The 12,158-nt window shown below is 67.3% G+C and carries 8 protein-coding genes; 5 read left to right on the top strand and 3 right to left on the bottom strand.

Annotated elements, in window-relative coordinates; genetic code table 11:
- Positions 1-412 precede the first annotated feature (412 nt).
- Positions 413-1,234, top strand: a complete 822-nt coding sequence (locus ACH4VX_RS11780; protein WP_398367209.1) for an SDR family NAD(P)-dependent oxidoreductase — start codon at positions 413-415, stop codon at positions 1,232-1,234.
- A gap of 90 nt (positions 1,235-1,324) precedes the next feature.
- Here the strand turns inward: ACH4VX_RS11780 and tkt are convergent, their stop codons facing one another.
- A complete protein-coding gene (gene tkt, locus ACH4VX_RS11775; RefSeq protein WP_398367208.1) occupies positions 1,325-3,379 on the bottom strand; it encodes a transketolase in 2,055 nt (684 codons plus the stop codon).
- Positions 3,376-4,374, bottom strand: a complete 999-nt coding sequence (locus ACH4VX_RS11770; protein ID WP_398367207.1) for a glycosyltransferase family 2 protein — start codon at positions 4,372-4,374, stop codon at positions 3,376-3,378. The genes tkt and ACH4VX_RS11770 overlap by 4 nt, the downstream gene beginning before the upstream one ends.
- A 2,047-nt stretch (positions 4,375-6,421) precedes the next feature.
- Here ACH4VX_RS11770 and ACH4VX_RS11765 point away from each other — a divergent pair.
- Complete coding sequence (locus tag ACH4VX_RS11765; protein ID WP_398367206.1) at positions 6,422-7,402, top strand: ParB N-terminal domain-containing protein; 981 nt, start codon at positions 6,422-6,424, stop codon at positions 7,400-7,402.
- 60 nt (positions 7,403-7,462) lie between these two features.
- Here ACH4VX_RS11765 and ACH4VX_RS11760 read toward each other — a convergent pair whose 3' ends face one another.
- On the bottom strand, positions 7,463-8,872 hold the full coding sequence (locus tag ACH4VX_RS11760; RefSeq protein WP_398367205.1) for an MATE family efflux transporter: 1,410 nt from the start codon (positions 8,870-8,872) through the stop codon (positions 7,463-7,465).
- Positions 8,873-9,362: 490 nt separating this feature from the next.
- Here ACH4VX_RS11760 and ACH4VX_RS11755 point away from each other — a divergent pair, with 490 nt between their 5' ends.
- Genes ACH4VX_RS11755 through ACH4VX_RS11745 form a run of 3 tightly spaced genes read left to right on the top strand, consistent with a single transcriptional unit; the run spans position 9,363 to position 12,145 of the window.
- The gene (locus ACH4VX_RS11755) at positions 9,363-10,562 is read left to right on the top strand and encodes a radical SAM protein (protein ID WP_398367204.1); all 1,200 of its coding nucleotides are present in this window, start codon (positions 9,363-9,365) and stop codon (positions 10,560-10,562) included.
- A 2-nt stretch (positions 10,563-10,564) separates the two neighbouring features.
- On the top strand, positions 10,565-10,801 hold the full coding sequence (locus ACH4VX_RS11750) for an acyl carrier protein (RefSeq protein WP_398367203.1): 237 nt from the start codon (positions 10,565-10,567) through the stop codon (positions 10,799-10,801).
- 24 nt (positions 10,802-10,825) lie between these two features.
- Positions 10,826-12,145: a hypothetical protein gene (locus ACH4VX_RS11745; protein WP_398367202.1), complete on the top strand. Its 1,320-nt coding sequence runs from the start codon at positions 10,826-10,828 to the stop codon at positions 12,143-12,145.
- Positions 12,146-12,158 lie beyond the last annotated feature (13 nt).

Below are 12,158 nucleotides of genomic sequence, written 5' to 3'. Positions count from 1 at the left end.
CGTGAGGCGTGCGCCTCGCGTCGGCGCTCGCACATCTCCCCGTACCGGTCCGGACGTTCTTCTTGAACGTGCGGTGCGGCCGTGTCACCACCCGGCCACCGGTCCGGGCGCCCGGGTTCTGGAGCCGGCATCGGCGAGGATCTCGAGCGCAGGAACGCCGGACAGGAGCCCGACCAGCCCCAGCCGGCGTGCCGACGGGCGTGGTCGGCAGTACTGACGGCCAGGTCGGAAAAGGCTCCGTCACAGCCCCATGACAACAAAGTCAGTGGTCCCCGTGCACCTCGAGGATACGATGACAGTATCGGCCGCGCGATGCTCTCCGGCCTCAACTTTCGTCACTTGATGCGATAAACCCAGGGGTAGGTTGCGCGCGCGAGAATGAGTAATCGCCGATTGCGGTCACGAATTCGGAATGCATGTCGGACAGTCACGAAGGGTTGATGTCATGCCACTTCCACCGCCGTCTCCGCAGGGGACCGCTCTGATCACGGGAGCGTCATCGGGCATCGGCGCGGCCATGGCGCGCGCGCTTGCGTCACGCGGTTACGGCACCACCTTGGTGGCGCGCGACGGGGACAGGTTGTGTCGCATTGCGGATGAGCTGCGAGAGCACGGTGCCCGTGTCGAGACCATCGAAGCCGATCTCACCAGTCGGACGGACCGAGCCGAGCTCGAGGCACGCGTCAGACGGAACGGGCTGGCCGTCGACATACTGATCAACGGTGCCGGTGCGGCCACCCGCGGCAGCATCGCGGAGTGCGACTTCGACACTGAACTCGGGCATATGGAGCTGAACATGATCAGCGTCGTGGATTTGTGCCGCAAGTTCGTCAACGGCATGATCGCCCTGAATTCCGGAGCGATTCTCAACATAGCCTCGACGGCAGCCTTCAAGCCGATGGACGGACAGGGCACTTACGCGGCATCGAAGGCGTTCGTGCTGTCCTTCACCCGTACGCTCAGGCTCGAACTCCGCGAAACCCCGGTGACCGTGACCGCACTGTGCCCCGGTCCGGTTCCTACTGATTTCGACCGACGCGCAGGATTCACAGCCGAGGAGATCGCGGCAGTCCCCGCGATCATGTGGAAATCCGCCGACGATGTCGCCGCCGTCGCGGTGGACGCACTGGAGCGCGGAGCGGAACTGTGCATACCGGGCCGGGCGAACGTGGCAGACGCGACGATGTCGCTGCTGAAGGCCAAGCAACAGGCGTCGCAGGCGGTGAGTCGGTGATCCGCCTCGGCGGAGAACCTCGCGGGTTTTCCGCCGAGGCGCCAGGAGCGCCCCGGCGGCGCCTCGGAAGGCTCCGCCGGGCCGGGCTGGTCAGTGGCCGTTGTGCGCCTCCGCCCGCGCGAGGCTGGCTCGGGCGGCGGCCACGACCCGGTCCACGGTGAGACCGAACTTTTCATACAGGACTTCGCAGGGTGCGCTGGCACCGTAGTGCGACAGGGCGACGATCTCCCCGTGCTCGCCGACGAATTCACGCCAGCCGAGGGCGATCCCGGCCTCCACCGACACGCGTGCCCCGACCTCCGGCGGCAGGACTTGGCGGCGGTAGACCGGGTCCTGCTCGGTGAACCACTCCACGCAGGGCATCGACACCACCCGGGTCGCGATCGCCTCCGCTTCGAGCAGTTCGGCCGCCCGCACCGCGAGCTGCACCTCGGATCCGGTGCCGATCAGAATGACCCGGGGCGTCGGAGCCGAGGATTCGACGAGCACGTAGCCGCCCCTGGCAACCCCGGCGTCCGTGGGCTGGTCGAGCACGGGCAGATCCTGCCGCGACAGGAGCAGGCCGGCGGGACGGTCGCCGTGTTCGAGGATGGTGCGCCACGCGGCCACGGTCTCGTTCGCGTCCGCCGGGCGCACCACATCGAGTCCAGGGATCGCGCGCAACGCGGCGAGGTGCTCGATGGGCTGATGCGTCGGGCCGTCCTCGCCGAGACCGATCGAATCGTGTGACCAGACATACGTCACCGGCAGTCCCATCAGGGCCGCGAGACGGACCGCCGGGCGCATGTAGTCCGAGAAGACGAGGAACGTGCCCCCGTAGGGCCGGAACCCGTAGAGCGCGAAGCCGTTGAGGATCGCACCCATGGCGTGCTCACGGACGCCGAAGTGCAGGTTGCGGCCGTAGGGTGAGCCGCCCTTGGGCTCGGGCAGGAAGCTGTCGGCCCCGTGGATCACCGTGCAGTTGTTCCCACCGAGGTCGGCGGAGCCGCCCCACAGCTCGGGCAGCGACGCGGCGATCGCGTTGAGCACCGAGCCGGACGCAGCGCGGGTGGCCGTCCGCGTACCGGCCGGGAAGACGGGGAGTTCGGACCACCACCCATCCGACAGACCGCGGCTCCTCATGCGGTCGAGGAGTTCCGCGCCCTGCGGATTGCCGGCGCGCCACTTGTCGAACCGAACGTTCCAGTCCGCACGCGCCCCCTGGCGTCGCTCAGTGCCCTGACGCGTGTGGCGGAGCACGTCGTCGGGGATGTGGAGGATCCGGTCCTCGGGGAGTCCGAGCAGGCGCTTGGTCGACGCCACCTCGTCGGCGCCCAGCGGCCCGCCGTGCGATTTCGCGGTGCCCCGGGCGGTCGGCGCCGGCCAGGCGATGACGGATTCGACCGCGATGATCGAGGGACGGTCGGCCTCGTCGCGCGCCGCAATCAGCGCGCCGTACAGCGCCGAAAGGTCATTGATGTCCCGGACACGTTGCGTGTGCCAGCCATAGGCGTCGTAGCGTGCGAGTACGTCCTCGCTGAATGCCAGATCGGTGTCGCCCTCGGTGGAGATGTGGTTGTCGTCGTAGAGGAGGACGAGGTTGCCGAGCCGCTGATGGCCGGCGAGAGAGGACGCCTCGCTGGTCAGCCCCTCCTGAAGATCGCCGTCCGACGCGATGACCCAGACGGTGTGATCGAACACGGATCGGCCGGGCGGGCTCTCCGGATCGAACAGACCGCGCTGCTTCCGTGCCGCCATCGCCATGCCCACCGCCGTCGCGAGGCCCTGGCCGAGCGGCCCGGTCGTCATTTCGACGCCGGGTGTGCGACCGTACTCCGGGTGTGAGGGGGTCGGTGATTCCCACTGTCGCAGCCGCGCGAGATCGTCGACGGACAGCTCGTAGCCCGAGAGGATCAGCTGAACGTACAGTGCCAGGCTCGTGTGCCCGCATGAGAGAACGAACCGGTCGCGGCCGATCCACGCCGGGTCCGCCGGGTCGTGCCGCATCAGGTGCTGAAAGAGCAGGTAGGTCGCCGGGGCGAGGGCCATCGCCGCGCCGGAGTGGCCGCCCCCCGCCTGCTGGACGGCGTCGGCGGCCAGGGTACGGCTGACCGCGATCGCCTTGTCATCGAGATCGGACCATTCGAGGGCGGTCTCGGCGCTCACTGTGCTGGTTCCCCTTCGTTCGCGGTGATGTGTGGTACCTCGTTCACGAACTGACGGATCTCGGCCAGCTCGCCGCGGACCAGATGGTCCATAAGGCTTCTGTCCGCTGCGGGCAGGGCCCTGATGAGTTCGGCGGGCACCCGCTCGACGAACGAGCGTGCCAGCGACAGCGTCTCGTCCAGGGCCTGCTCGTCATGCAGCTTCAGGCCGTCGAGCGCGTCCCGGACATCTCCGCGGCACATGTCGTCCGCGTACGGGGGGATGAGGTCTTCGGCCAGTCCCGTGATGACGTCGAAGGTGTCGACCACCATCCGCATGCAGGCGGCGAGGTTTGCGGGCTCGTCGCGCCGCTGGGTGATCGAGGGCGCGCCGGCCTCGCGGATCCGCCAGTGGTAGACGACTTCCGAAAGGACGTCGACCGCCGATGCCTCGATGTGGGCGCGCATCATGACCGGCGCGTCCTCGTACGCCGGCAGCGCGAAGACCAGTTCCCGCGAAGTCCAGAACGAGCGGCGGAACACCTTGTTCCAGACCATGCGGTCGCGTATCAGTGCGGTGTGGCAACGGATGTGGGTGCGGCGCCGGTTCTGCGCGAACACGTCCCGGTATCCGGGGTGGGGACGCACGCCGGTGCTGTCGATCCGCCGCACGTCGCCGGTCGAGAAGTCGGATCCGGAGGCTTCGAGCGAGGCGATGTGGGCGGCGTACGCGCCGGGCGGCACGATGTCGTCGCCGTCGCAGAAGGCAAGGTATGTCCCGCGCGCTGCCCGGACGCCGGCGTTGCGGGCGGCACTCAAGCCGAAGTTGCGTTGCTCGAGGATTCGCACCCGGGAGTCCTTGCGTGCCCACGCATCGGCGATCGGGCGGCTGCCGTCCGCCGAGCCGTCGTCGACGACGATGATCTCGGTGTCGGCAATGTGCTGGCCGGCCAACGACTCGAGGCAGGCGGAGAGGTAGAGCTCGACATCGAACACGGGCACGATGATGCTCAGCATCGGTGGCATGGTGCTTCCGGTCCTTCCTCAGCGGTACTGCGGCGGCAGAGCGCTTTCGGAAGCGTACGAAGCGTCCGGTGTGTTCAACACCGGTGATCTTTCATGAAGCGGCACAGACGACGGCGAGGGCCCGCCGATTTCAGCGAACACATGCACAACAGGACCGGATCGGGTGGAAAAGGATACAGACCGTCACCAACGAGCCCCTCGAACTCGAATCAAGTCATCCATACGGATGAGCACGGCTCGCGTCGATTCTCGGCCTATGCAGCAGTTGTCGGCGAAGAGCTTGAACTGCGTGTCCGGCCCATGAGGCCGAAGCGCAGGAAACCGGATTCCACCTTCCCCTCGGCCGAAACCCACGGAGGTCGTCGATCCCTCTGGACGCCAAGGCGCGGGCGGCACTCGACATGAGAACAGCCGACTCCCAGACGCTCAAGTCGCCCGCTGCTCGCCGATCGATCTCGCCGAGCGACTTCGAGTGAAGAGTCATCCTCGGAAATCCGATGCCACCCTCGGAAGGACGTCGTTCGCCCAAGCTCAACCGTGGCACACCGTGCAGGTCTTCCTGCCGATGACCTACTGCCACATCCAGCGCTTCCTTGCCGGCCTTCGAATTCTCGTAAGCAGCCCGGCGCAGCGGCTGGAGCGGCCGCGGTGCCAGGACGGTCCCCTTGTCCGCCCCCACCAGTACGTTCCAGTCGCGCTCCATGATCGTCATCGCGGCGGCGTCCGCCGCGACGTGTGAAACAGCGCCACACACCCAGAGCGGCCGGTTCGCTCGCCCCATCAGGATCCCGAAACTTGCAGGCCACTCATGAGAGAGCTCGAACCTCCTGGAGGCGAGCTCCTGCACACAGTTCGAGGCCAGTGAGGGGGACCGCCGTAGTCACCCACGTCACACACGGAAACAGGCGCCTCACCCGTCCTGTGAACAGTCTGCGACGACCTCTCCTCCGCCTCGGAAGTGATCAATACGCCCAGGAGTTCTCGGTCCTCCCGGCCGTGCCGGTGTACTGGCGCTGGGCAGCGACAGCGTGCGTGCCCTCCTCGCATCCCCGGTCACACCGACGACCAGCACCGCGGCCTCGTCACGGAGGCGCTCGACCACCTATTCACGCACGTCATCACGGACAGCGTCGGTATCCCCGGCAGCCCGTCACAGCAGATGCCGCACGCCGTGCGGGCCGGCCTCCCCGGCCCGCTCCGTGATCGACCAGCGGTTCTTCCGAGCAGGTCCGGCAGCAACCCGAGCACCAGAAGTCCAGCCCGGCGCCGGGGCCCGACCCGCTTGAACCGGCACGCGATCCGCCCCATCGGTCCCTCGAACACCCCGCTCCAGAGCACGGGATCCATGCTGTTACCTGCCGCCACCGTCTCTTCGCGAGTCCACACGACTCACGATGATCAACGGTTGCCCCTCCGTCTCCGCACCGGCCCGACCAGCAAGATCACGATGTACAGCTGGAGTATTCACTGACCTCCGCGGACGGCGGACGAAGACCTTTCCGAGCCGGTCAAAGACGCGCCCATCCGGGGCTCCGCCCCCCGAACCAACGGCGCCGGCTCGACGGTGCCACAGCCCATGGCGCTCGAGACGCCCGGACATTCACCAGCGCAACGCATCACTGAATGGACTCCTCGAGGCGCACAGCATGCGCTTTCGACGCACTCGCAAACACTCGATCGCACTCCATCACCACGAGGCGATCAGAATCGGCCAAGCAGCGAACAAGGGGATCGTTCGATGTGAATCCGCAGATCAGCACAGATGGAGCCCGGCCTTCCCAGGTGACCACGCAGCCATCCGAAGCCGATGCGAACCTCGGGCCCGAAGTGGAACGTTGGCTCAAGGTGTGCGCATCCGGCAAACCCGCTGTTGATCTCTGCGGGAGAAAGCGCATACTCATTTACGCCATAGCGCTAACGTTCGAAATGTCAAACACGCTGTCATTGAGCCGCTGCCCAGCACGGCTGCCCGCTCGGGTCGGCCGCGCCGTACATCAGATCGCGTGCCATCACGGAGTCGAGAGGTGCGATGGTGTCAGTGCTTTCCGTTTCCAGTGAGAACGACCTGGTCTCCGGGAACAACCTCATCGGTCAGGTCACCACAGTGGAAATCGATCAGCTTCTTCCCGCCGACCTGATCCGGCTCGACGGCATCAACGAGGAGCACGTCGCCCTCATCGCCGATTCTGAACTGTGCCTGCCGCCCATCATCGTGCACAAGGCCACGATGCGCGTGATCGACGGCATGCACCGGCTGAGGGCGGCGAACCTCAGGGGGGACAAGAGCATCCAGGTCAAGTTCTTCGACGGCAGCCCGGAAGCGGCGTTCATCCTCTCGGTGACGGCCAACACCGCGCACGGCCTGCCGCTGACCGCCGCGGACAGGCGCGCGGCGGCCGTCCGACTACTCGTCCTGTGCCCCGACTCGTCGGACCGCGCGATCGCCGCGATCGTGGGTGTCTCGGCGCACACCGTCGCCGCCGCGCGATATTCAACTGAGCAGACTGCACAGTTGAACAGCCGCGTGGGCAGGGACGGTCGGGTGCGGCCGGTCAGTACCGTGGAAGGGCGCCGGAAGGCCGCGGAACTCATGGCGGCACGGCCTGCCGCCACCCTGCGCGAGGTCGCCAAGGAGACCGGGCTCTCGCTCGGCACCATCGCCGACGTGCGACGCCGTGTGCTGCGCGGTGACTCCCCGGTTCCGGCCGGCCACTCGAGACATGCGGTCGCGGTGAACTCGCCCGAAGCGCACGCCGGGAACGGTGCCGACTCGAGCGTTGATGTGACCGCCTCCTGGCGGCAACTCACCCGCGACCCCTCACTGCGGTACACCAGTCACGGACGGCAGTTACTGCGCCTGCTCAAAGCGCACTCCTCCATTGTGCAGATGGCCCACTCGGTTCCGAGCCACTGCTCGCAGAACGTCGCGCTGCTGGCGCGGGAGTGCGCCCATGCCTGGAGTCAGCTCGCGCAGCGGCTCGAAGGATCAGAGCGCAGCCCCGTCGACAGCCGCGGCTGAGCCGTGACGCTCGGCGCCCTGCGGCCTGAATCCCGTTCGCCCGCCGCGTCATCGGACGCCTCAGGACGCAGCGGGGGCATCCGGTGCCGCGGGCGGCGTGCGCCGGTCGAGGCGGTACAACAGCAGCAGCGCGCTCGCCGCAGTGGCGAACTCTCCGGCGGCGAGGCCGAACCATACGCCGCCCGTGCCCCAGATCAGGCCGCAAACGATCACGAGGGGCGCCTTCAGCAGGATCAGGGACCCGACGGTCAGGACATAGGCGGGCAGCGGGCTTCCCAGCGCCTGGAAATAGGCCGCGATCAGCGGGGCGATACCGATGACGATCCCGCCGACAGCGATGACGCACAGCGCGAACCTGGCCTCCTCGGCGGCTTCGCCGCCGCTGACGAAGATGCCGACGAGCGGTTCGGCGAACACTGTCAGCAGGATCGCGGTGGCCGCGCCGTAGATGAGCGAGGCCCGCAGCGCGAGCGTCCGCGTTCGCGCTACTCGGGCGTCCAGGCCACGCCCGGCGTTGTAGCTGACGATGGGCTGCAGGCCCTGGCTCATGCCGGTGTGCGGCATCACGGCGAAGGTCTGCAGGCGGGAGCAGACGACGTACGCGGTCAGCGCCATCGCTCCCCCGGTCACCGCGAGGGTGCCATTGACCAGCACGGCGAGCACGGTGAGGCCGATGTTGGCCAGGAAGGAAGGCAGCCCGATGCCCACCAGCATGCGCAAGGTCACGGCATGTGGGCGCAGGTCGGCGAGGCGGACGCGGTACGGCCGTTCGCGCCGCGCGAAGAAGAACCACCAGCTCATCACGGCGGATACGGTCTGCCCACCGACGGTGCCCAGCGCGGCTCCGCTCACTCCCAGGTCGAGGCCGAAGATCAACAGCGGGTCGAGAACGATCTGCACCACGATGGCGCCGATCCACATCCGGGTGGAGAACCCGACCCGTCCCTCGGCGCGCACCAGGCTGGAGAACCCGGTGTAGGACAGTGACCCGCACAGCAGGATCACCGCGTACTGCCGGGCGTACCCGTGCAGTGAGCCGGTCGCGCCGAGCACGTCGAGAAGTGGGTCGATGAAGACCAGCCCGGCCACGGTGGTGACGGCGGCGGTGACCCAGAACAGCGTGAAGGCGTTGCCCGCTGCGCGAGAGGCCGCGCGCTCGTCGCCGGCGCCCAGCGCGCGGGAGACCAGCGTCGCGCCGCCTGCGCCCACCGTAGTGGACACGGCTCCGAGCAGGAGCAGCAGCGGGGCGACGAGGTTGACCGCGGCCATCGCCTGATCGCCGACCCCGTGGCTGACGAACCAGGCGTTCGTCAGGGCGTAGAAACCGAACATGCCGACGGACGCGATGGTCTGTACGCAGTTCTCCCACAGCAGCCTGCCCACGGGGCGGGTCGCCATACGGCCCACGGCATCCTCGGCCGTGGCCGGCGTGGCCCCCAGCTTTTTCGAGTGCTTCGAAGGGCTCTTCACGCCCAGCAGGAAACCACGCGCGTGATCGGTTCAACCACCGCGCACAGCACCGCGAATCGCGACGAGTCGGCCGCCCCCAAGCGGTTGCCGTTGCTGTATGTGCACGCGATCTCCGGGCCCTCCAATACGTCCCTCGGCCTCTCGGATCACACGTCGGTCGAGGGACTCGTACGACGTCTCGATGGCCACGACCCCCAATCCCGAACCCCACGATGTCTCAGGGGAGTTCGGTGGGTTCGGGTGGTTCCGTCACTTGGTGCTCAAACCGTCTGACCGGGCTGGGACCGGTGACCACTCGAAGAATCCAACTCGCGTCCGCGGCAGCCAGGTTGGAACTGTTTGACGCCCGGCGAGGCATCGACCACAGTGAAGATCCCGTACTTCTCGGCCAAGGCTCAATCCGAACAGAGCACATCTCAGTCCATCGATGTCGCCCGCCGGGGAATACACGCGGCGGCGGTCAAGAGCGCAGGGAAGAGCAGGTCGCGGCATGGCAGAACTCGGCACGGGGGCAATCGGGCCCCAGACTTCACGCAACCTCGACAACCGCGAGTTCCTCGATCTGCGCAGAACGGTTGCGGTTCGATCGAAGACCCTTCACGCGCTCGAGGAAGACCCGCACTATGCGTCGGAAGTACCGGACGAGGTGAGCCTTCAGCTCACCTACAAGTGCAATCTCCGCTGCCTGCACTGCTATCAGTGGAGCGAGCAGGGTTTCTTCCACGAACTCAGCGTCGCCGAGCAGAAGACCGAACTCGGCGTCGACATCGTGCGGCGGGTGCTCTCGGCGACCTCCGAGCGGAAGTCGAAGCTGTTCGTCTGGGGGGGCGAGCCGCTCATGTACTCGAAGTTCGGCGAGTTCGCCGAACTACTGGCCGCCGATCCGCGCCCCGTGACGATGTGCACGAACGGCCTGCTCATGCAGCGCCACGCGGATGACCTGATGCGGATCGGGAAGAACCTCAGCCTGCTGGTCAGCCTCGACGGGCTCAAGGAGCACCACGAAGCGCTGCGCGGGCCGCGCAGCTTCGACCGGACGATGCGCAACATCCAGTACATGATCGACCTCCAGCACTCCGGTGACTTCGGCGGCACCCTCTCGCTGTCTTGCATGGTCAGCAACGAGACCGTCGGGCAGATGTACGAGTTCATGCAATGGGCCGAGGAACTGGGCGTCGACAGCGTCTATTTCCAGTTCCCCTGGTACATCAATGAGGACGTCGCCGCCGAGATGGACGACCTGTATCGCGAGGAGTTCTCCTGGCTCAATCCGCCTGAGCCGGGAAAGCCCGCGACGTGGCACTCGTACACATACCGCCTCAAGGCTGAAGCCATTCCGACCCTGCGGGAATCGATGGCCAAGCTGTCCGGACGGCGCTGGAAGTCGCGGGTCCGGTATCAGCCGCAGGTCGGGCTGGACGAAGTGGACGACTTCGTCCGGGGTACCTCGAAGCCGGCCCAGGGCCGGCGGCGCTGCCTCGCAGTATCGAACCGCATGGAGGTCCACGCCGATGGAAACGTCAGTTCCTGCAAGTTCTTTCCCGAGTTCGTGGTGGGAAATCTGAATGAGACGGACGTCCTCGATCTCTGGCACAGCGAGCGTTTCCGGCGCGTGCGAAAAATCCTGCGGAGCAGAGACCTCATGCCCGTGTGCTCAAAGTGCGTACTTCTCTATCTGAATGGAGTCTAGGCGTGGACCCGGTCTTCAGCACCGTATCAACGTGCCTGCACAAGGTTCTGGGACGCGAGGTCTCCATCGAGCCGGAGACGAACATCATCTCCGATCTCGGTCTCGATTCCCTGCAGATGATCGAGTTCCTGCTCACGGTCGAGGATGCTCTCGAGGTCGAACTCGACTTCGAGAACATGGACATGGATTACCTTCAGTCCGTGGACGCGTTCTGCCACTTCGTGTCCACCAGGGATTGAGGGTCAGGGAAACGGATGCGAGCCGTGGAACCGCGGAAGAGCTCCCTGCACGTCGGCCCGGTGGGGGTGGAGGATTCCTGGCGGCCCGCCGACCTCGCCCTGCTGCCCCGCATCGGGTCCGCCCACGGCTCCGCCATCGCGCAGGCCCTGGACGAGGTCCTTTCCGCGCTGAGCGAGGAAGGGGACCGGTTGATCACGGCCTTCGAGCTTCCACCCGGCTTCGTCGAGGCGATGCGGGCGGCGGGCTTCCCCGTGGACCCCGTGCCCCGCGGCGACGGCGTCGGCGGCGTCGTCGCACGCACGCTGGCCCAGGCGGACGTGATCCGTCCCCAGGTCGCCGGGATGACCCTGCGGCCGTACGCCGCGCGCCCGGAGTACGAGGACCTCGCTTCCGCGCTGGATCTGGCCTACACAGCGCCCACCGCCGAGTGCGCGATGAGGGTCAACTCGAAAACGTGGTCCAACGAGGTCGTCCTGGCGCACGGATGGAACGGAGCCGCGTGGCCTGTCACCTCGCTCGCCGAACTGGAGCGCAGGGTCGCGCAAGCCGGCTCCGTCGTGCTGCTGAAGGACCCTTACGGCGTGTCCGGCCAGGGAACCCTGGCGATCCGCTCGAAGGCCGCGTATCGCTCCGTCGCCCGGCACCTCGCCCGGCAGGTCGACCGGGGCAAACGGCTCGAACTGCTCGTCCAGCCCTTGTTCGAGAAGCACAGGGACATCTCGTCGCACTGGCACATCTGCCCGAATGGCTCCGTACGGAGCACCGGGCTGCTGGAGAACGACGTCGAGGGCTTCCGCTACCGGGGCTCTTCCCCGGTGGACCCGGAATCCTTTCGCCGGCAGGAGTTGGAGCACATCGACACGGCGGGCAGGACGCTGTGCAAGGAACTCTTCGCGGCCGGATATTTCGGCCCGGTGGACATCGACGGGCTCATCACGACGGACGGGACGGTCGTGCCGTGCCTGGAGGTGAACGCCCGCGTGTCCATGGGCACCGTCGCGCTGGCATTGACACGCCACGCCGCGCGGCTCGGCCTTCGCGCGACGCTCGAGTTCATCAACGTGCGGCTGGACGCCGAGGCGCGCCCCTTCCCGTCGTTCGTGAACAGGCTGGACGACGCGGGCCTGCTGTACCGGCGGCAGCGGCCTGGTGTCGTGCCCGTCGCGGCCAACACGCTCACCCGGGGAGAGCGCGGCCGCCTCGTCCTCGGCGTGTTCCACCCACCCGGCGACGCGGCGCGCGTGCTGCGTGAGGCCATCGGGATCGCGTGTGCGTGCGGAATCCACCCGGAGGATCAGCGCCACCCCTGCCACGCACGGCCCACCGACGATCCGGAGCGATGACGGCCATCCGCCG

This window comes from Streptomyces sp. NPDC020731, from assembly GCF_044334705.1.
GTDB lineage: Bacteria > Actinomycetota > Actinomycetes > Streptomycetales > Streptomycetaceae > Streptomyces.
The sequence above is the reverse complement of the archived record's forward strand: the minus strand, read 5'-3'. Positions and strand labels throughout refer to the sequence as shown.